This window comes from Finegoldia dalianensis (assembly GCF_046255015.1).
Classification (GTDB): domain Bacteria; phylum Bacillota; class Clostridia; order Tissierellales; family Peptoniphilaceae; genus Finegoldia; species Finegoldia magna.
Map to the genome: position 1 here is coordinate 178,920 of NZ_JBDLBQ010000004.1, position 25,142 is coordinate 204,061.

Annotated in this window: 23 protein-coding genes and 1 pseudogene; 19 read left to right on the plus strand and 5 right to left on the minus strand. The window is 32.7% G+C overall.

Translation table 11 applies throughout. From position 1 onward, the window contains the following. Window positions 1–10: 10 nt before the first annotated feature. The 3 genes from ABDJ34_RS05820 to ABDJ34_RS05830 all read left to right on the plus strand — a co-directional run bounded on the left by ABDJ34_RS05820 (window position 11) and on the right by ABDJ34_RS05830 (window position 7,097). Window positions 11–4,903 carry a phosphoribosylformylglycinamidine synthase gene (locus tag ABDJ34_RS05820; protein ID WP_412701680.1) on the plus strand — a complete coding sequence of 1,631 codons (4,893 nt, stop codon included), beginning with the start codon at window positions 11–13 and terminating at the stop codon, window positions 4,901–4,903. Further along, window positions 4,903–6,330, plus strand: coding sequence for an adenylosuccinate lyase (gene purB, locus ABDJ34_RS05825; RefSeq protein ID WP_154254854.1), 1,428 nt, complete (start codon window positions 4,903–4,905; stop codon window positions 6,328–6,330). The genes ABDJ34_RS05820 and purB overlap by 1 nt, the downstream gene beginning before the upstream one ends. A 104-nt stretch (window positions 6,331–6,434) precedes the next feature. Then, window positions 6,435–7,097 (plus strand): TVP38/TMEM64 family protein, encoded by a 663-nt coding sequence (locus ABDJ34_RS05830; RefSeq protein WP_412701681.1) that lies wholly within the window; start codon window positions 6,435–6,437, stop codon window positions 7,095–7,097. A 331-nt stretch (window positions 7,098–7,428) separates the two neighbouring features. Here ABDJ34_RS05830 and ABDJ34_RS05835 read toward each other — a convergent pair whose 3' ends face one another. Further along, the gene (locus tag ABDJ34_RS05835) at window positions 7,429–8,328 is read right to left on the minus strand and encodes a selenium metabolism-associated LysR family transcriptional regulator (RefSeq protein WP_002834761.1); all 900 of its coding nucleotides are present in this window, start codon (window positions 8,326–8,328) and stop codon (window positions 7,429–7,431) included. A gap of 346 nt (window positions 8,329–8,674) precedes the next feature. On the opposite strand from ABDJ34_RS05835, the gene ABDJ34_RS05840 reads away from it, so the two are divergent. From ABDJ34_RS05840 to ABDJ34_RS05865, 6 genes are all read left to right on the plus strand, one after another. After that, a complete protein-coding gene (locus ABDJ34_RS05840) occupies window positions 8,675–9,076 on the plus strand; it encodes a DUF4418 family protein (RefSeq protein ID WP_412701682.1) in 402 nt (133 codons plus the stop codon). Continuing rightward, window positions 9,066–10,253, plus strand: coding sequence for an ABC transporter permease (locus ABDJ34_RS05845; protein ID WP_412701683.1), 1,188 nt, complete (start codon window positions 9,066–9,068; stop codon window positions 10,251–10,253). Before ABDJ34_RS05840 ends, ABDJ34_RS05845 begins: the two co-directional genes overlap by 11 nt. After that, window positions 10,254–10,913, plus strand: coding sequence for an ABC transporter ATP-binding protein (locus ABDJ34_RS05850; RefSeq protein ID WP_154273049.1), 660 nt, complete (start codon window positions 10,254–10,256; stop codon window positions 10,911–10,913). Window positions 10,914–11,718: 805 nt separating this feature from the next. Next, on the plus strand, window positions 11,719–13,608 hold the full coding sequence (locus tag ABDJ34_RS05855; RefSeq protein WP_412701684.1) for an Ig-like domain-containing protein: 1,890 nt from the start codon (window positions 11,719–11,721) through the stop codon (window positions 13,606–13,608). Then, on the plus strand, window positions 13,595–15,268 hold the full coding sequence (locus ABDJ34_RS05860; protein WP_412701685.1) for an Ig-like domain-containing protein: 1,674 nt from the start codon (window positions 13,595–13,597) through the stop codon (window positions 15,266–15,268). Before ABDJ34_RS05855 ends, ABDJ34_RS05860 begins: the two co-directional genes overlap by 14 nt. Window positions 15,269–15,587: 319 nt before the next feature. Further along, on the plus strand, window positions 15,588–15,830 hold the full coding sequence (locus ABDJ34_RS05865; RefSeq protein WP_412701686.1) for a DUF2700 domain-containing protein: 243 nt from the start codon (window positions 15,588–15,590) through the stop codon (window positions 15,828–15,830). Window positions 15,831–15,864: 34 nt separating this feature from the next. Here the strand turns inward: ABDJ34_RS05865 and ABDJ34_RS05870 are convergent, their stop codons facing one another. Next, window positions 15,865–16,992: a hypothetical protein gene (locus ABDJ34_RS05870; RefSeq protein ID WP_412701687.1), complete on the minus strand. Its 1,128-nt coding sequence runs from the start codon at window positions 16,990–16,992 to the stop codon at window positions 15,865–15,867. Next, window positions 16,985–17,701, minus strand: a complete 717-nt coding sequence (locus ABDJ34_RS05875) for an ATP-binding cassette domain-containing protein (RefSeq protein ID WP_412701688.1) — start codon at window positions 17,699–17,701, stop codon at window positions 16,985–16,987. The genes ABDJ34_RS05870 and ABDJ34_RS05875 overlap by 8 nt, the downstream gene beginning before the upstream one ends. Before the next feature lie 187 nt (window positions 17,702–17,888). Between ABDJ34_RS05875 and ABDJ34_RS05880 the strand changes: the two genes are divergently transcribed. From ABDJ34_RS05880 to ABDJ34_RS05890, 3 genes and pseudogenes are all read left to right on the plus strand, one after another. Beyond that, window positions 17,889–18,842 carry a DUF3137 domain-containing protein gene (locus ABDJ34_RS05880; protein WP_412701689.1) on the plus strand — a complete coding sequence of 318 codons (954 nt, stop codon included), beginning with the start codon at window positions 17,889–17,891 and terminating at the stop codon, window positions 18,840–18,842. Window positions 18,843–18,851: 9 nt separating this feature from the next. Then, window positions 18,852–19,430 (plus strand): LemA family protein, encoded by a 579-nt coding sequence (locus tag ABDJ34_RS05885; RefSeq protein ID WP_412701690.1) that lies wholly within the window; start codon window positions 18,852–18,854, stop codon window positions 19,428–19,430. A gap of 230 nt (window positions 19,431–19,660) precedes the next feature. Next, window positions 19,661–19,858: pseudogene (locus ABDJ34_RS05890) on the plus strand (cell wall-binding repeat-containing protein); the annotation flags it as partial. 105 nt (window positions 19,859–19,963) lie between these two features. On the opposite strand, the gene ABDJ34_RS05895 reads toward ABDJ34_RS05890, so the two are convergent. Next, window positions 19,964–20,872 (minus strand): diacylglycerol/lipid kinase family protein, encoded by a 909-nt coding sequence (locus tag ABDJ34_RS05895; RefSeq protein WP_412701691.1) that lies wholly within the window; start codon window positions 20,870–20,872, stop codon window positions 19,964–19,966. Window positions 20,873–20,942: 70 nt separating this feature from the next. Between ABDJ34_RS05895 and ABDJ34_RS05900 the strand changes: the two genes are divergently transcribed. The 6 genes from ABDJ34_RS05900 to ABDJ34_RS05925 all read left to right on the plus strand — a co-directional run bounded on the left by ABDJ34_RS05900 (window position 20,943) and on the right by ABDJ34_RS05925 (window position 23,754). Continuing rightward, entirely contained in the window at window positions 20,943–21,248 is a 306-nt protein-coding gene (locus ABDJ34_RS05900) for a hypothetical protein (protein WP_412701692.1), read from the plus strand. Beyond that, a complete protein-coding gene (locus ABDJ34_RS05905; protein WP_412701693.1) occupies window positions 21,235–21,912 on the plus strand; it encodes a DNA alkylation repair protein in 678 nt (225 codons plus the stop codon). The genes ABDJ34_RS05900 and ABDJ34_RS05905 overlap by 14 nt, the downstream gene beginning before the upstream one ends. 1 nt (window position 21,913) lies before the next feature. Continuing rightward, window positions 21,914–22,393: a pyridoxamine 5'-phosphate oxidase family protein gene (locus ABDJ34_RS05910; protein ID WP_412701694.1), complete on the plus strand. Its 480-nt coding sequence runs from the start codon at window positions 21,914–21,916 to the stop codon at window positions 22,391–22,393. Between the two features lie 198 nt (window positions 22,394–22,591). After that, on the plus strand, window positions 22,592–22,792 hold the full coding sequence (locus ABDJ34_RS05915; RefSeq protein WP_035108999.1) for a cold-shock protein: 201 nt from the start codon (window positions 22,592–22,594) through the stop codon (window positions 22,790–22,792). 108 nt (window positions 22,793–22,900) lie between these two features. Beyond that, on the plus strand, window positions 22,901–23,122 hold the full coding sequence (locus tag ABDJ34_RS05920; protein WP_412701695.1) for a hypothetical protein: 222 nt from the start codon (window positions 22,901–22,903) through the stop codon (window positions 23,120–23,122). 119 nt (window positions 23,123–23,241) lie between these two features. Then, window positions 23,242–23,754 carry a nitroreductase family protein gene (locus ABDJ34_RS05925; protein ID WP_412701696.1) on the plus strand — a complete coding sequence of 171 codons (513 nt, stop codon included), beginning with the start codon at window positions 23,242–23,244 and terminating at the stop codon, window positions 23,752–23,754. A gap of 29 nt (window positions 23,755–23,783) precedes the next feature. Here the strand turns inward: ABDJ34_RS05925 and ABDJ34_RS05930 are convergent, their stop codons facing one another. Then, complete coding sequence (locus tag ABDJ34_RS05930) at window positions 23,784–24,329, minus strand: TetR/AcrR family transcriptional regulator (RefSeq protein WP_412701697.1); 546 nt, start codon at window positions 24,327–24,329, stop codon at window positions 23,784–23,786. Window positions 24,330–24,440: 111 nt separating this feature from the next. On the opposite strand from ABDJ34_RS05930, the gene ABDJ34_RS05935 reads away from it, so the two are divergent. Further along, entirely contained in the window at window positions 24,441–25,142 is a 702-nt protein-coding gene (locus tag ABDJ34_RS05935; protein WP_412701698.1) for an ABC transporter ATP-binding protein, read from the plus strand.

Consider the following 25,142-nt stretch of genomic DNA (forward strand, 5'->3'; position numbering starts at 1 on the left):
GGGAGGTTTTATGAAAATATTAGTTGTAGGTTCAGGTGGAAGAGAGTTCGCGCTTGGACGTAAAATAAAATCTTTTGATGAAAATAGGAAAGTTTTCTTCGCACCAGGAAATGCTGGAACTGAAGATATCGGAGAAAACGTAGATATTCAAGCAGATGATTTGCAAGGTCTGCTTGAATTTGCAAAGAAAAATGGAATAGACTTCACAGTTGTTGGCCCTGAAAATCCATTGTGCGACGGAATTTCAGATTTGTTCGAAGAAAATGGTCTTAAAATATTTGGACCTGTAAAAAAAGCCGCTGAATTTGAAAACTCAAAATCATTTACGAAAAAATTCTTGGAAAAATACGACATCAATACAGCTAAGTATTTGGAGAGCAAAGATTTTAATGAGTCTTATGGTTTTGCAAGTAAATTGTTGGAAGAAAATGGCAAAGTTGTCGTTAAAAGAGATGGCCTTGCAGCTGGAAAAGGAGTCTACATTGTAGATAATTCTGATGATTTGAAGGAAATCTTAAAAGATGTACTAGAAAAAGATAACATGGTTGTCATCGAACAATTCCTAGACGGATTTGAAATGAGTTTGTTGTGCTTTACTGATTCTAAGACGATTCTTCCACTTCCAACAGCGAAGGATCACAAGAAGATTTTTGAAAGAGAAATGGGAGCAAACACTGGCGGCATGGGAACTTACGCTCCAAATGTCGAGGCAGAAGTATTTGTAGATAGAATCAAAAAAAGCGTTTTGGACAAAATTCTCACAGGATTAAAAGAAGAAAACATTGATTTCAGAGGATTGTTGTTCATTGGGTTTATGATTACTGATGATGGAGTTTACGTGTTGGAATTTAACGCTAGATTTGGAGATCCTGAAACTCAAGTCGTGCTTGAACTTATCGACAATGATTTGTTGGATATTATGATGAAAACAAGCGAAGGGAAATTATCCGATGTCAATTTGAAAATAAATGACAACAAAGCACTTTGCGTTGTTCTAAGTGCTGGTGGATATCCGGAAAGTTATGACAAGGGTGATGAGATTACAATTTCTGATATAGACAGTGTTGTTTTCCATGCAGGAACGAAAAAAGTCGACGGCAAAATCGTCACAAACGGTGGCCGAGTACTAAATATTGTAAATTCTAAAAAGAATTTTGATGATGTCATTAAGGCTTGTTATGAAGATATAGAAAAGGTGGATTTTAAAAACATGTATCACAGAACTGATATTGGTCCTAGAGTTAAAAGAGTTTATGTCAGGAAAAAAGACGAATACGATTATGAATCTAAGGAAAAGAAAAAGCAAATTGAAAACTTACTTGGAATTGATTTGGATAAATTCGTAATTTACAAGAGATACGATTTGGAAATTAGCGACGATAATTTGGGAAAAATTGTCGACACAGTTCTTAGCGAAAAATCTGTAGATGATGTGTTCTACGGAGAAGATGCGTTGAAATTACAAGCTGATATGAAAAACGCAATCGCTGTGGAATATTTGCCAGGTCAATTTGACCAAAGAAAACAAGGTGTGCTTGACACATTGAGTTTGATTTTGGATGAAGATGTCGACTGCAAGACATCGACAGTTTACGAAATCGAAGGCGCTAACAAAGAAGATTTGGAAAAAATCGAAAAATATTTGGTAAATCCTGTTGACAGCCACAAGGTTAGTTTGCTTGGTATTCCAACAACTTTGAAACAAGAAAATCCTAAGAATTTGGAAAACGAAACATACAAAAATTTCAGAGATATGAAAGATGATGAGCTTCAAAAATTCGTCGACGATCACTCATTGGCGATGAATGACGAAGATTTGAAATGCATCAGAGATTATTTCAAATCAGAAGACCGTGATCCAAACGAAACAGAAATCAAGATTTTGGACACTTACTGGTCTGACCACTGTAGACACACAACTTTCAACACTTTCTTGGATATTGAATTCAATGCAAAGACAAAACTAGACGAAGCAATTCATAATAGTTTTGAAGAATATTTGAAAGTTAGAGAAGAATTAAACATAGAGAAACCAATCAATCTTATGAGTTTTGGAACGATTTTGTCCAAATACATGAGAAGCAAAAACGAGTTTGATGATTTGGAAATTTCATCTGAAATCAACGCTTGTTCTGTTAAAATCAAAGTTCGCGTGGAAGTTGATGGTGTTGACGAAACAAGGGATTATTTGTTGATGTTCAAAAACGAAACACACAATCACCCTACAGAAATCGAACCATTCGGTGGCGCAAGTACTTGCTTGGGTGGAGCAATAAGAGACCCACTAAGTGGTAGAGCATTTGTCTACCAAGCTATGAGAATCACAGGAGCGGGCAATCCTCTTACTTCATTGGAAGACACGATGGATGGAAAGCTTCCACAAATCAAAATTACACAAGAAGCTGCAAAAGGATATTCTTCTTACGGAAACCAAATTGGTTTGGCAACTGGATTTGTAGATGAGATTTATCATGACGGATATGTTGCTAAGAGATTGGAATGTGGAGCTGTTATGGCTGCAGCTCCAATTGAAAATGTCAAGAGAATTGAACCTGAAAAAGGAGACATCGTAATCTTACTTGGCGGAAGAACTGGACGTGACGGAATTGGTGGAGCGACAGGTTCTTCAAAAAGCCACAAAGTTACAAGTATCAAAACAGAATCTGCACAAGTTCAAAAAGGTAACGCACCTGAAGAAAGAAAAATCCAAAGACTTTTCAGAATTCCTGAACTTGCAAGTTTGATCAAAAAATGTAACGACTTCGGAGCAGGTGGAGTGAGCGTTGCGATTGGTGAGCTTCACGATGGTGTAGATATTTATTTGGACAGAGTTCCGTTGAAATACAAAGGTCTTAAACCATTTGAAATTGCTATCAGTGAATCACAAGAAAGAATGGCATGTGTTATAGCTAAGAAAGATTTGGAAGAATTTGTGAAATATGCAGACGCAGAGAACATCGGGACAACTGTGGTTGCAGACATCACAGATACTAACAGAATGAGAATGTTCTACGATGAAGATTTGATTGCAGACATCAGCTACGATTTCATCAACACAAATGGTTCAGATAGAAACGCTGAAGTTGAAGTTGTATCAGAAGATGTTCCAGAAATTTTGACTGAAAAATGTTCTGATGCGAACAAATTCTACGACAAAGTTAAAATGCTTAACATAACATCTAAGAGAGATTTGATAGAAATGTTCGACTCCACAATCGGAAGAAACACTGTTATCAATCCAATGGGTGGTAAATTGCAATTGAATCCTTCTCAAGCAATGGTCGCAAAGATTCCAACAATGGATGGAGTTATGAAAACTGTATCTATGATGAGTTATGGATTTGACGCTGATTTGTCCGAACAATCTCAATACTTGGGAGGATACTACGCAGTTGTAGAATCAATCAGTAAACTAATCGCTTTGGGTTCTGACAAAAACTTAATCAGATTGACATTCCAAGAATATTACGAAAAAATGCTAGACAAAAAAATCTGGTCCAAACCATTGAAAGCATTACTTGGAGCATTCACTGTTTCCAAACATTTCAAAGCAATGCCAATCGGTGGGAAAGACAGTATGAGTGGAAACTTCGAGGACATCAAGGTTCCACCAACTATGATTTCATTTGCAGTGACACACGAAGATGTGGACAACATCATTACGAATGATTTGAAAGGCAAAGGCAAAATAGGTCTTGTGAGAACACCTTACGAAGAAGACGGAACATTGAACCTTGAAAAATTAGAAGAAAATTTCGATTTTATCACAGAACAAATCAGAAAGAAAAATATTATTTCTGCAATTGCATTGGATAAGAAAGGATTGTTGGCTAATATTTTTGAACAATCTGTAGGAAACACTGGTTTTAATATCAAATTTGATAATTTGTACAACCCAATGTACGGAAGTTTCGTAGTTGAATATATTGAAGACGACGAAAATATCGAACACATCGGTGAATTTAGTGATGAAATTATCGTAAATGATGTTAAATTAGATTCAGAAAAATTACTAGAAGGCTACACTCAAGTTTTAAATAAAGTATTCACACCAAAAGAAAAAATCGAGTACAAACCAATAGAAAATAAAAAAATCGAACAACGTAGAATGAAATCCAAGAAACCAACTGATACACCTCACGTTGTAATCTTAGCAGCTCCTGGAACAAACTGTGAATGGGATACATTGAATGCATTCAAAGAAAATGGAGCAGATGGAGAAATTGTTCTATTCAAAAACAGAAACCAAGAAGATATATTAAATTCTATTGATGTTTTGGCAGAAAAAATTAGAAAAGCGCAAATATTTGCCATTCCTGGAGGTTTTTCACTAGGAGATGAGCCAGACGGATCAGCTAAGTTCTTGGCAAATATTCTAAGAAATGAGAAAATAAGTAGTGCGATAGATTATTTGTTGAACGAAAACGACGGATTGGTAATTGGAATTTGCAATGGATTCCAAGCTTTGGTGAAGACTGGACTTCTTCCTTATGGAAAAGTTACATCACCACAAGAAGATGATCCAAACTTGACATTTAACACAAACAGAAGACACATTGCGACATTTGTAGATACATTGTGCTTGACTAATAACAGCCCTTGGACAAATGGAATTGACTTGAACAAAACTTACAGAATGCCGATTTCACACGGTGAAGGAAGATTTGTAATCAAAGAAGATAAACTCCAAGAACTTTTGGATAATGAACAAGTTTTCTCAGCTTACAAAATCTCTCCAAACGGATCAGACTACAATATCGAAGGAATTTTATCCAGAGATGGTAAGATTTTGGGAAGAATGTGTCACACTGAAAGAATCGCAGATGATTTGTACAAAAATATTTACGATATCGACAAGCAAAATATTTTTAGAAATGCAGTAGAATACTTCAAGGAGAAATAATGAACAACGATATTTACCAAAGTCCATTAAACACGAGATACGCAAGCCACGAAATGAGCCACAATTTCAGCTCTCAAGTTAAGTTTGAAACTTTCAGAAGATTGTGGTTGGCATTGGCGAAATCTGAAAAAGAATTGGGACTTAATATTACAGACGAACAAATAGAAGAATTGCAAACGCACATTTCAGACATTGACTTTGACAAGGCTGCTGAATACGAAAAAGTTCTTCGTCATGATGTAATGGCTCACGTGAAAACATACGGTGAAGTGTGTCCAAACGCAGCTGGAATTATCCACTTGGGAGCGACAAGCTGCTATGTAACTGATAACACTGACATTATCGTGATGAGAAATGCACTTGAAATCGTAGAGAAAAAGTTAGCGATTTTGATTAAACACTTGTCTGATTTTGCGATTAAATACAAAGATTTGCCAACGCTTGGCTACACTCATTATCAACCAGCACAATTAGTGACTGTTGGAAAGCGTGCTACTTTGTGGATTCAAGATTTCCTTATGGATTTGGAAGAAGTCATTTACAGAAAAGAAAATTTGAAATTGAGAGGAGTAAAGGGAACTACCGGAACTCAAGCATCATTTTTAAAACTTTTCGACAATGACCACGACAAAGTAAAAGAATTGGAAAAGAAAATCGTAAAGGAAATGGGATTTGACAGCGCAGTTAGCGTGAGTGGACAAACATACACAAGAAAAATCGACTACCACGTGCTTCAAGTTCTATCATCAATCGCACAATCAGCTCACAAAATGACAAATGACATCAGACTTTTGCAAAACAGAAAAGAATTGGAAGAACCTTTTGAAAAAACACAAATCGGTTCATCAGCGATGGCATACAAGAGAAATCCAATGAGATGCGAAAGAATCTCATCGCTTTCAAAATACGTGATGAGTTTGGTTCAAAACCCACAATTTGTGGCAAGTACTCAATGGCTTGAAAGAACATTGGATGACTCTGCAAATAAGAGAATGAGTGTTCCAGAAAGTTTCATGGCTGTGGATAGTATTTTGGAAATAGCAATCAACGTTACAGACGGACTTGTTGTTTACGAAAACCAAATCAAAGCACATGTTAATGAGGAATTACCATTTATGGCGACTGAAAACATATTGATGGAAGCTGTAAAACGTGGCGGCGACAGACAGGAACTTCACGAAAAAATCAGAGAATATTCTATGGTTGCAGGTAGACGAGTAAAAGAAGAAGGACTAGACAACAATTTATTAGAATTATTGGAAAAAGACGAAGCTTTTAATCTTGACAAAGACGATTTGAATTCACTTTTAGATGGCAAACTTTATATTGGAAGATGCCCAGAACAAGTGGTTGAATTTATAGAAGAAGACGTCAAACCAGTTATTTCAAAATACGACACAGAATACTCTGTTGATTTGAAAGTTTAAAAATATTAGAAATGCACATGGCTTAGTAGGCTGTGTGCATTTTTTAGTTGATTATATTAAATTTATACGATACAATGAATTCAAATATAATTAGTAGGTGAAATATGGAAAAATTTAAGAAAATATTTTTGATAGTTCTTTTGGTTGCGTTAACTGTGGGACTGATGGTATTCGTTCCTTACGATTCAATCAGAAACTTGGTACAAAAATCTGGCCCATGGGGAGCGGTTGTGTATATTTTATTGTTCACGATACTTCCAATTGGTTTCTTCCCAGTTCCAGCATTGGCGTTAATCGGTGGAGTTAGTTTCGGGCTTGTTAAGGGAAGTATTTACACAGTTATAGGAGCATCGATGAATTGCTTGCTTATGTTTGAACTTTCTAGAAAAATCGGACACGATTATGTTGTTAAGATGATTAATGAAAAATTCTCCGAAAAAAATAGGGACAGAATACTAAATGCACCAGATTCAAAACTGTTCACTCTTTTGTTCATTTGCAGATTGATTCCGATTATTCCATACAATCTTATAAATTACGGATTTGGATTGACGAACATAAGCCTGTCCAAATATATGTTTGCATCAGTTCTTGGAATAATTCCTGGAACGCTTGTGTATTTGAATTTGGGGGATAAAGTGCTGAATGTAGGATCCAAGGAATTCTACCAAGCGATTATTTTGGTAGTGGGACTTACTGTTGTGAGCTTGATAATGGCTAAAATAATCGAAAAAAAAGACAAGGAAAAGCAAACAGATTTGAAGTAATTTGATGATGAAGGGTAATAGTTAAAGGTCCTAAAAAAGTAAAGTGAGTAAGTCCTAAAATATATCAAAGTATAACTCGCTTCGTCTCGCTTACAAAAATTTTAAAATTCTAATCTCAAAATTCTAAAATTCAAAACTCTACTACGCTCAAACAGTTGAATTTTTACGAATTTCTCGATTGAATTTTATAAAATTTTTTTCAGAGGACTCGTTCATTATACTTTGATATCATTCATTATTATTTATATGACTTACTTCATCTTACTTAATAAAAACAAACACAAAAAACCGCAATGCTTACAGTATGAGCTATTGCGGTTATTTTTATGAATTAAAAATTCTCTTCTAAGTATTTTTTTGTGAATTTTACGAAATCTATAACTGGCTCTGAGAGTAAAGAGTTGGAACGATATACCAGATAGAAGTGACGTACCGATTCGAAATCATCGATTTTGAAAGAAATCAATTGATTATTTGCAACTTCTTCTTCTACTGAAAGTTTGCTCATAATCGATATTCCCATACCATTTCTGATGCATTGCTTTAACGTTTCAGTGCTATTTGCTGTTCCAATCAAATTCAGTGAATTCTTGCTGATTCCTAAAGCGTCTATCATTTTCATAGATTCTTTTAATGTTCCAGAACCTTGTTCACGAAAAATTATTGGTTCCTTTAAAATAGAACTTATCTTGACATTGTTTTTCTTCAATGCATTATAATAATCGTTATATGGTGTGACTACTACTAGCTTATCGCTTAGAACTTTTTCAAAGGTAAGTTCTTTATCCATTGTAGTCATGCCTACGATTCCAATATTGATTGAACCATTTATAACTCCGTCAATCGTAGTTAAACTATCTGATTGAATTATATTCACCAAAGTTTTGATGTGAGATTTGTGATATTTTGTTAAAAGAGAAGGTAGAATATATGTTGCAGGAACAGAACTTGCACCGATGTTAAAAGTAGTTAGACTTTTTTTTGAAAAAGAATCCTGCATGCTTTCCATAATTCTCGAAATAGCCTTAGCGTAATTGTAGAATTCTCTTCCTTCAGGAGTAAGCTCTAACTTTTTAGTTGTTCTTTTTAATAATTCTGCATTAAGTTCATTTTCAATTTGTTTGATGTGGGTGCTTATCGTGGGCTGTGTAAGATAAAGTCTTTTAGCAGCTTCAGAAAAACTATCCCATTCCACAACAGTTATGAACGTTTCTAATTGTTTTAAATCCATAATATCTCTCTCTTCGTGGTATTTAATATATATATTTTATCATATACCTTTTATTTTACAAAATACGCAAATACTTTATAGTAATATACCCAATTGTAAATAAATTTAACAAACGATTTACTATTTATAGGAAAAATCTATAAGTGATTCAAAATTACAAAATGTTAATAAATCAATATTTGTAAGATAATTTTTAGAATATAAATGATAAAAATTTGCAAAAAGTTAAAAATACGGCGTTATTTATAGAAAATTTCAATTAATGAACTAATGATATTTATGATAAAATTATTTGTATGTAAAAAGAAAATAATATTAGAAACATTAAATATTTAAGAGGGAAAATATGAAGAAAATTTTGAAAATTTTACAATTGGTAGCGGCGGTTATTTTAGCTTTAATACCAAAAGTCATCGCAAAACCATGCAAAGTAATGCCAGGCAAAATGCCAATGAAATGTTTCCACATGTCAAATGCTGTTTTTGTCATCGCAGTAAGTATCGTGATTTTATTAGTCATCGCATACATCATTAAAGACGAAAAAATCGAATGGGGAATTAATATCGCAGTTCCAGTTTTAGCTATTGATTCATTTTTATTAGCAAAAGTAGTAATAGGAGGATGCAAACACGCAGGTGCCGCTTGTCAAATGAAGACAATTCCAGCAGTGTCAATCTGCTCGATAATCCTTGCAATAATTTCAATAGCTTATCTTGTGGTATTGAAGAAGAGTATCGATGAAAGATAAACTTTACCTTAAAAACTGGATGTCATCAAATCCTGTCAGAACATTTATAATAGTTTTGATTATGGCGATAGTGTCCGCACTTTTGTTTGTAAGCATGTATTTTTCAATTGGACTTAACAATTCAATTGACAATATGAAACAAAGATTGGGCGCAGATATGATGATTGTTCCAGAAAAAAGCGGAAAAGAACAAGAAGCATTATTCGTATCTGGTAAGCCTTCTGAGTTCTACATGCAAAATGATGTGCTTGATAAAGTACAAAAAGTCAAAGGAGTAAAACAAGCAGCTCCACAATTGTACATTGCGACACTTCAAGAATCTTGTTGTTCATTCCCTGTCCAAGCTATAGGAATTGATTTTGAAAAGGACTTTACAATAAAACCTTGGATGAAACAAGATGTAAAGGAATTGAAAGACGGAGAAATTTTAATCGGAAATAACGTGAGTGTAGTTGATGCAGACACATTGACTTTTTTCGGCAAAAAATACAAAGTAAAATCAAAATTAATGAAAACTGGCCTTGGATTTGATAATGCAATATTCATGAATTTTGATACGGCGAAGAAAATGCTACAAGATTCTGTTAAAGTTCATCCACAAAAATACGTTCCAAATTCTGAAATATCTTCAATTTTAATAAAAAAACAAGATAATGCAGATAGTGAACAATTAACAGTTAACCTTATGAAATCACTAAGAGGAACTCACACTATGGTTGTCATGAACAAAAACTTCGTAGACAATCTATCCAAAGAAATGTTCTCTCTTATGAAATATTTGAAAATACTACTAACATTTACATTGATAATGGCAATAATCGTATTAATTTCGATATTTACAGTTGATTTCAAAGACAAAGAAAAGCAAATGGCAACACTTAGAATACTTGGTATAAAAAAGAGTAAACTAAAATCCATTATCCTAAAATACTCAGTAGTACTATCATTTATTGGGGCAGTAATAGGAATTGGATTATCCATACTCACAGTGAAGCTATTCTCCGGTCAAATCGAAAAATCTTTGGACTTGGCATTTATGAGCGTAAATGCAAAAGAAATACTAATTATTTCTGCGATAACATTATTAGTTGTAGTAGTGATTGCCCTAATCACGCAAATATTCAACGTAATCAAAATATCCAAAGACGAATTAGCCCTAACATTGAGAGGTAATTAAATGGAAATATTGAAAATACAAAATTTATCAAAAAGCTACCTTATCAATTCTGATAGAAAAAACGAAGTACTAAAAGATGTAAACCTAATTGTAGATGAAAATGACTATATCGCTATAGTCGGAGCAAGTGGCGCAGGTAAAAGTACACTTCTAAATGTGATTTTAGGTTTTTTAAATTACGATGAAGGAAGCGTACAAGTTTTCTCCAAAGAAGTAAAAGATTTTACAGACGAAGAAATATCTGATCTTCGTTCCAAAAAAATATCATTTGTACCACAAGATTTGATAGTATTTCCAGCACTAACAGTTAAGGAAAACTTGGAAATGAAAGCAGACATTTCAGGCGTGGATAATTTTGATTATGAGAAATTCATCAAAAAATACGACATGGAAGAACTTCTTCAACTAAACAGTGCGAAAAATTTGTCTGGCGGAGAAATCAAAAAATTAATGATTCTAAGGGCGTTAATTAATGAACCAGAGCTATTAATACTAGATGAACCAACAGCTAACTTGGATGAAGAATACGTCGACAAATTCTTGGACTTGCTTGATGAATTGAACAAAAAAACGACACTAATATGTGTAACACACGATTCAAGACTCAAAAACAGAGCGAAAAAAGTATACAAATTATCGGGGAAAAATTTATCTGAATAAAATATAACTGATCTTCAAAAGTTATAAGACTTAGAAGGTCAGTTTTTTTATTGGGATGAAGCAACAATATTGTTATAAAAACATCGAAATTAATAAGAAAGTGGACAAAGGATATGAAATTATGGCGAAGAGAAGAAAAATATTTCGTTTTTGTAATAATTTAGAGAATATCCACAAATTAATAACACTATTTGTAATCATGACTTTAAAAAATATTTAAAAACAATTAAAAATTATGAAATGAAAGTGAAATATACATTGATAAAGGAATAAAAATACATAAAATTATTAGATTAGAGCAAAAATCACCCTTATCTTTATCGTAATAAAATCAATGTATAAAAATAAATTAAGAAAAATTTACGAAATCAAGAAAAAGATACAAGAAAAAGAATAAAAATTTCTTAAAAATCACAATAAATGTTCAAAAATGCGAAAATAAAATAAAGAATTATGAAATAAAAAAGAAATGAATCCTAGCAAATTCAATAAAATATCTAAAATAAAATAATAAATACTCTTCTTAAAATGCAAGTAAAATACAAATAAAAACATAAAAATCACACTGAAAATTAATTTGTGAAAACGGATTTTTGTTAAAAAACGTCTAAAAACTCAATATATTCAACCCGAAAAGATTGATATAACAGTGTTTGATGTGTAAAAGTGGCGATTGGAATAAAAATATTTTAATTTTCATTTTCACATGGTAAAATATGCATTGTTAGGAACATAAAGTGTATTTTAATAAATTAGCTTATACAAAAATGGAAACAAGCTAAAATAAAAATTGAGAGGAAAAGAGATGAATAAGAAAAAATTACTTAAAAAATTTATTGACGGAAAAAGAGCGAATAACGCTAACAAAAGACTAAAATACGGATTAAGAAAATTATCAATAGGAGTTGTATCGTGCTTTTTAGGATATGCGCTTGCTTTAACTCCAAACCTATCACAAGCAAATGCTGAAATAAATTCTGTGTTGGTAGATAATGAGACAAAAAACATAAAAAATAACAAATCAAATACTAAAGAAAAAGAAAAATCAACTGAATTACTACAAGGAAAAATAATTCCCCCAGTTGGACAAGTGGATCATTCAGATTTGGCAACTGATAAAGTCAATGATAATTCTAGCATACAAAAGGATAGCTCAGTTAACCCTATAGGAGAAATTCAAAATCAAGTACAAAAATTAAACACACAATACACAGCGACTTATGGAATACCTGGTCTTGTATATGTTGGAAATAGTACAACTATGAATATTTCGTTCAAACAAAACGACAAGAAAGTTACAATGCCTGAAGGCACAACTTTTGAATTGGGCACAGGTGCGCCTAAAGGATTGAGTATTAACAAAAATACAGGAATGATTAGCTACACTCCAGATGCTTCAGAATTCGAAAATATAGATAAAGAAAAAAATATAAGCGTAACTGTAACTGTGAAATACAAGGATCAATCTACAGCTGTAGTGACGGCCAACATAACAGTCAGAAACAATCAAAACGCTTCAAAAGCGCCAATGATTAATCAAGTTATAGAAGGTCAGACTAAAATTAGTGGAACAGGCGTAAAAGGATCTAAGATTGAAGTTGAAATCGAAAAGAAACAAGATGATGGCGAAACAGCAGGAGAAACAACGGTAAAAGAAGATGGAACATGGGAAGTCACAGTAGATCAAAATTCGCTTAAAAAAGGATACAAAGTAAAAGCAATTCAAACAGAACCAGGAAAAACATCTACTACAACATTTACATTTGTAACTGAAACTGCAAACAAAAATCCTGAAACAGAAAAACAAACTCCACAAGAAAAAAATGAAATCACAATAAATGAATCAAATGTAGGGGATAAAGTCATTTCTGGTAAAGGTAAACCAGGTAATAGGGTGGAGCTATCAGTAACATCTACAAAAACAGGTAGAAAATTCCAAGCGGGAACTTCGGTTGATAATAATGGAGTGTGGAAAGTTTCATTGACACAAGAAGACGAATTGGAAAAAGGTGATATCATTAACGTTACTCAATATGATGGAAACAAAGAAAATGCAACAGCTATGAGTATAGTTAAAGATAAAAACAATTTAGATACAGAAAACACAAAGCCTGATGTAGAAAAGAAACCTGAAACAGAAAATAATAAACCAGAAAATCATGAAAAAGATATAGAAAAAGAAAGGTCACAAACACCTACAATAAATCCTGTTACAGAAGGAGATAAGACTATAAGCGGAACTGGAAAAGCTGGTGCAAAGATTCATGTTACAAGCCCTCAAGGTCTTATCATTGGAGAAAATATTGAAGTCGATAAAAATGGTAAATGGATTTTAAATGTTCCAAAAGGAATAGAATTGAAAAAAGGTGATGTGGTTCTAGTTGTTCAACAAGAAGAAGGAAAAGAGATTTCTAAACAAATAAATACTGTTGTAGAAGCAAAGAAAAACGAAAAAAATCCACAACAAAATCCTGATCAAAATAAAAAACCTCAGCAAGATCCACCTTCACAAGAAGACGAAGATGCTCGTGAAAAAGAAGAACAAGCAAAATTGACAGTAAAAGATGTATATGAAGGCGACAAAACAATTAAAGGGACCGCTGCACCAGGACACAAAGTTGGTTTAATAGTAGAATTAAAGAACAAACCAGGTACAAGCATAAGTAAGGATGCTGTTGTTGATGAAAAAAGGTAACTGGTCAGCGACATTAGGTGAAGAGTTAAAAGCGGGCGACAAAATAATAGTTACTCAATATAAGAAATATGCTAACGGAGAAAAAACTGTAATAGTTAAATCAAAAAAACAAAATAATCAACCGCCAGCTGAAGATAACAAAGACAACAAACCAAATCCGCCAGCAAAAGAAAATGAATCAAGAAAAGAAAAATCACAAAAACCAGCAATTAATCCCGTAAAAGAAGGAGATACAGTAATTTCTGGAAAAGGAGTGCCAGGTGCAAAAGTAAGTATTTCAAAAACTGATAAGAACTACTCTAAAGGTGTTATCTTAGCAAAAGATGTAGTTGTTGATGAAAAAGGCGATTGGTCAGTTACAATTGGAGATACGAAAAAATTTAAAGCAGGAGATATTATATTCGCCGTTCAGCGTCAAGATGGAAAAGATTATTCAGATCAAACAGAGATAACTGTTGAAAAAGCTGATTATCAATCAAAACAACCTGAAACAAAACCAACTCCTGATAACAAAACTCCTGAAACGAAACCAGAAGACAAAAAACCAGAAGATAATAAAAAACCAGAAGATAATAAAAAACCAGAAGATAATAAAAAACCAGAAGATAAGAAACCAGAAGACAAAAAACCAGAAGATAAGAAACCAGAAGACAAAAAACCAGAAGATAAGAAACCAGAAGACAAAAAACCAGAAGACAAAAAACCAGAAGATAAGAAACCAGAAGATAAAAAGCCAGAAGACAAGAAACCAGAAACTGAAAAGAAACCTGAAGGTGAAAAGAAACCTGAAGATAATAAAACACCAGAAGTTAAAAAACCAGAAGACAAAAAGCCAGAAGGAGAAACAAAACCAACTCCCGATAACAAAATTCCTGAAACGAAACCCGAAGATAAAAAGCCAAATGAAAAACAAAAAGCATTATCAAGTTTCCCATTAGTACACGACATCAAAACTGGGGATACTAAAGTAACAGGTAAAGGAGTTCCTGGCGCTACAATTAATGTAACAAAACTACCTAAAAATGGAGAAAGAGATGGCGTATCATTAAGCACAGTGGTTGGAAAAGATGGTAACTGGTCAGTTGATTTGAAAGAAGCAGCAAAAGAAGGCGATGAATATATAATTCAACAACAAGAAAAAGGCAAAAAAGATTCACCAAAAATTTTAAAAGTTGTTCAAAAAGCAGACAAGAAACCAGAAGACAAGAAACCAGAAGACAAGAAACCAGAAGACAAGAAACCAGAAGACAAGAAACCAGAAGACAAGAAACCAGAAGACAAAAAACCAGAAGACAAGAAACCAGAAGATAAAAAACCGGAAAACAAAACTCCTGAAACGAAACCAGAAGTTAAAAAGCCAGAAGCTAAAAAGCCGGAAGCAAAAACACCCGAAGTTAAAAAGCCAGAAGATAAAAAACCGGAAAACAAAACTCCTGAAACGAAACCAGAAGTTAAAAAGCCGGAAGCAAAAACACCAGAAGTGAAAAAACCAAAAGATAAAGCAAATAATCCTCAAAGAAGAAATAAGGCAAATAACAAAAATAATCCAAAAAGAAGATTACCAAAAGCGGGATATGAAAATGAAATTTTATCATTAGCAATTGCTGGAATTACGACTCTGGGAGGAGTTTATTTATCAAAAAAAAAGAAAAATAAATAAAATTATTACAAGGAGCTGAGCACAAATGTGTATCAGTTCTTTTTCTTGACAAATAATAAAAACAAAAATATAATAGCTATGAAAATCCAATAGTGTGTTCCCAGAATTTTACGTGGTGTTATTGTACATAGCACTTTGTTTTGCGAATGTAGAACTTTGCATAAAATCCTGCGAAATTTGGGTAAAAAATGGGATGTTCTGAGTTTGCCAGCGACTGTCTATTGGATAATATCCAAAGCATGAATTTTCATCTTGCAATTGGATTTATCGAGGCAAACAGTATTATTTGTTTCAAAAAAGATTTGTAAAAGGAGAAGACATGGAAATATTTAAAATACTTTTACCTTTGATTATAACAGTGATATTAGTTCTAATCGTCATCAAAAAATCGAAGAAACAATCAGATAAAACCGATGATAATTATATGTCACTTGGAATGGCGTTAGGAATGACGCTAGGCGCGGGTTTCGGAACTGCTTTAGGAAAAGACAACATCGCGACTTCTATATCAATCGGTATGCTTTTGGGTATGGTTATAGGAATGAGCATAACAAAAAAATAATCAAAATGAAAATGGCTCCTTAGAAGGTGCCATTTTAAATTATTACGAATCCAATAAAACTTACAATGAACACTATAATAGATAAGATATATTTTCTAGGATGTTTCCAAATATCCATATTAGTTTTTTGGTTTTGTATATTAAATTTATTTTCTAAAATGAATGAGCCTATGATATCGATCAGACATGCGATAATAATTAGAGTAACTAATTTAATGCTCAAATCCTTGTAATTCACGGCTAGTACAAGTAAATTAGCAATCGCAAAATAAATCGATAAAACCTTTAGGTATTCTGAAGAAAGGCTAACGAATTTACTAGGTAACATTTTTGCATAATATTTAAGACCTTTTTCTGTTGAAAAAATTGTCAATAATGGAGAATTTATCGTAGCTACAGCCAAAGCGAGAGGAATGTTTATAGGTTTTGGCATTAATAATGAAACTAAAATCATCATCGACAAAATGGCTAGAGTATTCACCCAATATATTTTCTCTGCAAAAATGAACTTCAAGAAATAATTTGAAATATTAGTATTACCAATTACATTTGAATCATTGCTGTTTACAATGATTTTCTTAAATAAAACAAAGTATGAAATTACACAATAAATTATAGCTTCTATTAAAAGTATGGCAATTGATATGAGCTCTAATCCAAAATTTTTATCAAGAAAATAAATGCTTGCAATAATTAACAGCGATACGATGACAAATATTGTCTTTTCTGATTTAAGGATATTAGTAGAATTGCATACAAAAGCCATATTACAAACGATTAAGCCTATTATGAATATGAAACAGTAGTTGTAAACATTTGATTTCATCAAAAATAAAAATATAAATATTATCGACATTTTTCTAATAATCGTGTCAACAATGAGTGCTGATAAAAACCCGATATTTATTTTTTCTCTACTAAAAGGAAGTGCATAGTAAAGCAAAATATTATCGGAATTTGAGAAAGATTTTACAAAAAAATAAGTCGTACTGAGTAGTGCCAAGAAAATGAAGTATAAGAAATTTATATTAATATTCACACTCAAAAATCCAGGTTGTTTATCCATTAAATAACTCACACCAGTAAAAAACAAAACACAAGTTAGAAGATAATTTCTGATAGTTTTTCTATCGAGCATATCTTTAAGAAACACCTTAGTCATCTTCTTCACCTTTAAAAACCTTCATAATATCTTCCATGTTTAAACGTCCGTCTAACTCTTTCTTTTCTGACAAATATCCGTCTTTCAATAAAACAAGCTGATCACAAGACTCATTAATACTTTCCAAAATATGAGATGACATAAACACTGATCCATACTTTTTGTATTCTTTAATTAATTTATATAAGAAACTTGTAGATTCAAAATCTAACCCGTCGACCGGCTCATCTAATAAAACTAAAGGAAGCTTCAGTGACATAGCAGCAATAATAAAAAACTTCTTCTTATTTCCCGTAGACAAGTCCTTGCAAGGTTTTTTCAAGTACTTTTTGAAATTAAATTCCTCAATCATGTACTCTTCATAGCTTTTATCAAAATTTCTGTTATATGATTTGTGCAAGAAGTTGTTGTATTCTTCAAAAGTCCAATACTTAAATGAATTATCTTCTGTAAACACTGCTATCCTATTTAATTTAAAATTTTCATCAGAAAAATCAGAACCCTTGTCCATGAATTTCATATTTTTTACACTAAACTTAGGATGAATATCCATTAAAGTTTTTATTAGAGTTGTCTTTCCAGAGCCATTTGAACCAACTAATGCCACATTTTCATTATTGTTTATATGAAAACTGACATCCTTTAAAACCAGATTACCTTCTTCGTACCATGATTTTAAATTTTCGACCAACAAAATTACATTATTCATATATACCTCCAGGTTGTCATAGCTTTACTACTTATATGATTGAACACAAGCATCATAGAAATAATAAATACGTGTAAAATATTTGTAAAAATATCAAAAAATAGTATAAATAGCTTATTTTTCACGAATAATCGGGTATAAATATAAATAAATACACGTGCAATTAAAGTGAGTGAAAGGAAAAGCAGTGAGGAAAAAATACAGGGATAAATTCACCAATCCCGAAATCGTAAAACGAATTAAACAAATAGAAAATTCTCCACAAATGCAATCAAAACTACATTCAGTAAAAAATGGAATGAAGAATAACATCATTAATCCATTTGTATTAGTTATAGGTGCCATATTCGGATTTATTGCATTAAGAGCGATGCTAGATATTTATTCGCTTCTTGTAATGGCTGCTATAGTGTATTTTTGGAACAAATATTCAAAACAACGAAGAAATGAACTTGCAAAATCCTATATTGATAATTTCCTATTACCAGTGTTGAATGAAATCTTGCCGGATACAACAATTGATTATTCTAAGAAAATTGATGTGAAAGTAATGAAAAGGCTGGTTCCTGATTCTCAGTATTATTTTGGAAACTGCCACATAGTATTTGGTGATGATTACAAAACAGAGTTTTCTAATATGCAAGCATACACAGAAACTGAAGATAGCGAAGGACACACACGACGAATTATCGATTTTTGTGGACAGGTTTTGATGGCCAAATTTGACACTAAAATAAATGGACACATAAGAGTAGTTCCCATAAAAAAAGGTAAAGTACTTGGACTTAGAAATCATGGAAACTACGGCAAGAAAACAAAAATAGAAAAAGGAATTGAGACGGAATCCATTGAATTTAACAACTCATACGCAATATATTCAACAGATGATTTCTACACAAGACTAATTCTAGATCCTAAAATTATAGAGTTATTGAACGATTGGAAAGAGAAAATGAGAGTGTGCTTATACATGAATGAACAATACATCTCCGTATCATTCGAATCAAATGAGTTTTTATTTACATTACCACAAACGAAAAAACAAGTTGATGAATTGTCGCTTTCAGCAGAATACGAAAAAGTTAGAGAAAAATTATCAGGATTTTACTCTCTAATAGATATAATAGGTGAAAAATTATAAGGAGAAATTATGGACAGATTTTTAAATTCGGAATTCACAGCAATTGGAATAATTGCATTAATCATTTTTATAGTATTAATTTGGTGGGTAAAAACATCGAATAGATTTAACCGATACAAAGTCGTAATAGACGAATCCAAGAAAAACGTGGACATTGCATTAGCAAAAAGATACGACACAATTTGTGAAATGATAAAAGTTGCCAAATCATACGCAAAACATGAAAGCTCAACTTTTTCGGATGTAATTAAACTTCGACAAAATGCAAATATCAAAGAATTCAACACTGCAATACAAAACCAAGACAAAGAAATCAGCAAAATATTTGCACTTGCTGAAAGCTATCCGGACCTTAAATCATCACAAGAATTCATCAATCTCCAAGATGAAATTAGCGACGAAAATGAACAATTAGCAGCCGCGAAAAGAATCGTTAATAACAATATCAGCATAATAAATCAAGAAATCGTGTCATTTCCTAAATCAGTTGTCGCAAAATCTAAAGGATTGAAAGAAATGGAATTTCTTAAAGAAAAAAACATAGACAGCAAAAGATCGATAAATGAATTCGACTACGACGTTAAATAATTAGAATAAGTAAAAATATAGGGGATAACTTCTGGGATTGTAATAATCTTGGAAGTTTTTTGTTGAAAACTGTAAAAAGAATAGACAAAAAAGATGTGAGAAAAAACATTGCAAAAAATATATATAAGGAATACAAGATAGATAACAAAAGATTTTTGCAATTATAAATTTGCGAAAGTCAAAAAAAAACGGAGGAAAGTATTTGAAGACAATCCTTTGTTGCAGGTGGCGAAGTATTCGCAGATGCATTGGTAACATCACCAGTAGCTGCAAGTCACGATTCACCAATATTATTAGTTAGCAAAAACGGAGCTTCAAAAGAAGTAAAAGAATACGTTAAGAAAACAATCGACTACTTAATCATAGTTGGTGGGGAAAAATCTATTCCAAATTCAGTAGTATTAGAATTGGAAAAAGCTAGTAAATAGCAAATAACACACAAAATCAGAGCTGATTAAAAAGCTCTGATTTTTTAATGAGTAATTTAAAATTCTCCTTTGTCACGGATATTGTATCATATCCGTGACAAAATTTTATTTCTTCCTATAATCACAAACTTTAGCGAATCGCAAAGATTTCGCTAACACTTCAAAATCCAAGGAATCTGTCGTGAAGATTTCTCCATCGACATTGACCATTAATTCTTTTTCGAATTTGATACTTCCTTTAGTCAATTTTTGAAAATGAATAAGAGGATGTGATAAATGAGCACCTTTTTTGTATTTAAAAATCAAAGGAATTATCTTGTACAATGGCATTGTTTCTGCCAAGCACATTTCCAACACTCCATCGGTCAAATTCGCATATGGTGAAGGATTGAACCCTCCTCCGTAGAAACCACCATTGCAAATGGCACCTAAAAGATAATATCCTTTCAAATTCACATCTCCGTTTTGTCCGTTACTTGTACTAGATTCCAGCTTGTATTTTGGGATTTTAAATATATTTTGAAAAACGGCAAGAGGATATGCATTTGCCCTGAGTTTTGGGTTTTTCTTCAACAAATTATATGCAGAATTTAAAATCACTGTATCAAAACCGAAACTTAGCACGTTCACACAATATCTTCCGTTGACTTTGATTAGATCGATATCGTCGATAAAGGGTTTGATTGTGTTTTCGATTTTGAAGTTTGAATAATCGAAATTCTTAGAGAAATCATTCGCTGTTCCCGATGGAATAAGTCCCACACTGAACTTTGCGTTGATTTCTTTCATTTTATTTATTACTTCGTTTAATGTTCCATCTCCTGAACACACATACAAAACGACGTCCGAACAATCGCAATATTTTTGAACGATTTCACAAGCGTGGTTTTTGTGTTCTGTTTTTATTATTGTATATTTCAAATTATTGCTTGAGTAACACTTCACAATTGAGTGCTCTAATTCTGAGAATGAGCCTGCTCCGGCCTTGCTACTCAACAAAAACACGTATTTCATTTAATCACCATTCATATTATAATATAAACATAAATGCCTGTACATAGAATTTTACGCAAAGGATGATATCATGAATAAATTTGTTTACAATATAATTTACGTGCTGATAGTTGTGGCATTAATCGCTCTATTCGAAAGAATCTTCAGAAATAGAAAAAACAACCCTACGCTCAATAAAGTCTACAAAATAATTGTGGGAATTTTCTGGATAATCGCTGTACTCGTAACGTTTTTGCTATACTGGGCAGGTTACGGATATTTCAAAGAAGGAAATCCATCCGTTGGGACAAAGCTTTTTGTGTTTGGAATTTTGATGACTGTAAGCGTTGGTTATAAGATTTATACTTTGATTGGAAATAAAAATGGAAATAATTAATGAACTAAAATCTCTACAAGATTTTAAATATCGTGATTTCCAAGCAAAACTAATTCCTAATATCGACAAGTCAACGATAATTGGAGTTAGAATGCCTGATTTGAGAAAATTAGCGAAGAAAATTGATGAAAAACAGGCACAAATTTTCATGGAAGATTTGCCACACACATATTACGAAGAAAATATGCTTCATTCTATTTTGGTTTCTAATATGAAAAGTTACGACGATTGTGTCAATCACTTGGAGAGATTTCTTCCGTTTGTCGATAATTGGGCAGTGTGCGACTGTATTTCGCCAAAAATTTTCACCAAAAATACCGACAAATTAATCGGAAAAATAAAATTGTGGGCACAATCATCACACCCTTACACCATTAGAGTGGCTATTTGTCTTTTGATGAAATATTTCTTGGATGATGAGTTCAAGGTAGAGTATTTGAAAATAGCTTCTGATATCAGAAGCGAAGAATACTATGTAAATATGATGATTGCGTGGTTTTTTGCGACAGCATTGGCAAAACAATGGGACGATGTTATATTCGTGCTGGAAGATAATTTGCTGGAGAGTTGGACACACAATAAAACCATTCAAAAAGCGAGGGAAAGTTTCAGAATAACACCGGCACAAAAACAATATCTAAAATCGTTAAAGAAAAGGAGATAAAATGCGAAGAAAAGATCGTGAAATTACAAGTTTTGATGAACAATTGAAGATAATTGATCAGTGCGATGTCTGTAGGCTTGGGCTTGTGGATGATGAGGGTTATCCATATATTTTGCCGCTTAATTTTGGGTATGAAGTGATTGACAATGAATTGGTTTTGTATTTTCATGGAGCGTTGGAAGGCTACAAATACGAACTAATCGACAAGAACAACAAGGCTTCTTTTGAGATGGATACAGGTCACGATTTGTATTCCAATAGAGAAATAGGATACTGCACGATGAATTATTCGAGCATAATGGGCAAGGGTGTAGTCGAATATGTGACAGATCAGCAAGAAAAATTCAAAGCACTAACTGTGATGACGGACAAATATCACATGGAACATTTCGAATTCAATCCCAAGGCAATCCCGAGAACTAGAGTTTTTAAATTAAAAGTCACATCTGTGACTGCAAAACATAAAGAAATGAAAAAATAAACTTATAAAACACAAAAACTATTAATTAAAAATGCTTGACAGTATAACTTTTAAGTTGTATACTGAAAAAGTAGTAAGTAATTAAGGTAGTGAATCAAAGTTTTGTAAAATATTTTATTCTCTTAAATTAATTAGTTATCACAAAAAATAAAATTGTACAGTGGTACAGTTATTCTACGGAATAACAAGGAGGATATTATGAGTAACGGAACAGTTAAATGGTTTAATTCTACTAAAGGATTCGGATTTATAACAGGAGAAGACAACAAGGACATTTTTGTTCACCAAAGCGCAATCCAACAAGAAGGATTCAGAACATTGGAAGAAGGACAAAAAGTTTCCTACGATGTTGAAGCTTCTGAAAAAGGCGACAGAGCAGTTAACGTAGTTAAATTATAATACAACAAGGTTCAATCAATTTTGGTTGGACCTTTTTTATTTTGAAAAAATGGGTATAAATGTATCGTAGGAACGTCGAAATAATTTCAACTTAAGAAAGGACACAAAATGGCAAACGCAGAACAAAAAATAATGGATTTAATTCCAGAAGAATTGAAGAACAAATTACCGGGATTTTTACAAGGTGGTGCACTATCAGAAATTGTAAACAAAGTAAAAGAACAACACCCTGATCTTTACAAAAAAGTTGAAGAATCAGAAGGTCAAATCCCAGAAGATGTAAAACAAAAATTGACAGAAGTTTTCAACAACTTTATTCAACAAAAGTAATTAATAGGATATTCCAGTACGCGTGAAAATGTGTACTGGTTTTTTCTTGTCAAAATATTACAAATTCCTCTAAATGTGATATATTAGTATTATATTTTGAAAATTATGGGAGGAATAATATGGATTTTGGAGAAGTAATCAAAAATCGATATTCTTGCAAAAAATATAGCGACAAAAAGGTAGAAAAGGAAAAACTGGACAAGATTTTGGAAGCTGGAAGACTAGCTCCAACAGCGAAAAACTTGCAAGAACATCACATTTATGTAATACAATCAGAAAAAAATTTGAAGAAAGTCGACGAAGTGACACCTTGTAGATATGGCGCAAGTACAGTTTTGCTTGTAACTTTTGACAAGACAAACGTGTTTACATATCCTGGTGATAGAAGAGATTCTGGAATAGAAGATGCATCTATCGTTGCTACTCATTTGATGTTAGCTGCGAAAAACCAAGGATTGGAAAGTTGTTGGATTAATTTCTTGGATCCAGATATCACTCACAAGAAGTTCCGCCTTCCAGCAAAAGAAGAAGTCCTAATGATGCTTGATTTAGGATATCCTGCTGAAGATTCTGAAATCAATCCACTTCACGACAAAAGAAAAGATTTGTCAGAAACAGTAACATTTATTTAAATCGCAAAACGACTCAGTCACATTGATGACTAAGTCGTTTTTAAATTGCTAACTTGGTAAAAATAATTTGCCAATTCTTCCGTACTTTCCACGCCACCTTTTCTAATCCAATGTAAAATAATTCCCGAATTCAACGACAAAAAAACCTCCGTCGAATAATCTTTCGGCAAAAACGGATGGTTCTCAATAGAATATTTTAATTCAGGAAGAGTATCAATCAACGCCAACAAAAACTTTCTCAACGTATCGTTGATGTAATTGTAGCTGTTCATCGTCAACGCGTAAATAAAATCGAAATCATCCTTTACATAATCGATAACTTTTTTGATGATATCGTAAGAATATTTACTGCCGACTTTTTCCGACGTCAAAATCTCCTTTAATTCTTCGAAGATTTCCTCCACCAAATTATTCACCAAATCCATTTTATCATCGTAGTGCAAATAAAAAGTTCCACGGTTGATGCTAGCCTCTTTCGTCAATTCGCTCACGGAAATATCGTTCAAACTTTTTTCGTTCAACAAAATCGTCAACGCTTTTTTTAATTTGTCCCTGGTATCTGTTTCTCTAATCATAAAATCTCCTTAAATCAACAAACTGTTCACTATTGTTTTGTTACAATTCTACTTTTAATATAAAATAATTTATAAGATAAATCAACACATTGTTCATATAAGAGGTGACACATGGCATACATTGAAATGAGAAACAGCTACAAACGCTATAAATCAGGACAATCTGAAATAATTGCAAACAATGACATATCGTTTGAAATAAAAAAAGGAGAATTGGCGATTATTCTCGGCTCATCAGGAGCGGGCAAATCAACCGTCTTAAATATTCTCGGTGGAATGGATACAAACGACGAAGGAAATGTCATCATAGATGGCAAGGACATCAGCACATTCAACGAAAAAGAACTCACAAATTACAGAAGAAATGACGTAGGATTTGTGTTCCAATTCTACAATCTTGTTCCCAATCTAACTGCCAAAGAAAACGTGGAGCTAGCATCTGAAATCGTAAAAGATGCGCTTGATGCAACAGAAGTCTTACAATCAGTTGGACTTGGAGAAAGAATCGACAACTTTCCAGCACAATTATCCGGAGGAGAGCAACAACGTGTCGCAATCGCACGTGCAGTTGCGAAAAATCCTAAGCTACTTTTGTGTGACGAACCCACAGGGGCTCTGGATTATCATACAGGCAAGCAAGTTTTGAAAATCTTGCAAGATATGGTTAGAAAAGAAGGGGCGACTGTTGTTATCGTTACGCACAACCAAGCGTTGGCGCCGATTGCAGACAGAGTTATTCATATGCACGACTCGAAAATTCGTGATGTTGTAATGAATGCAAATCCACAAAACATAGAAACGTTGGAATACTAA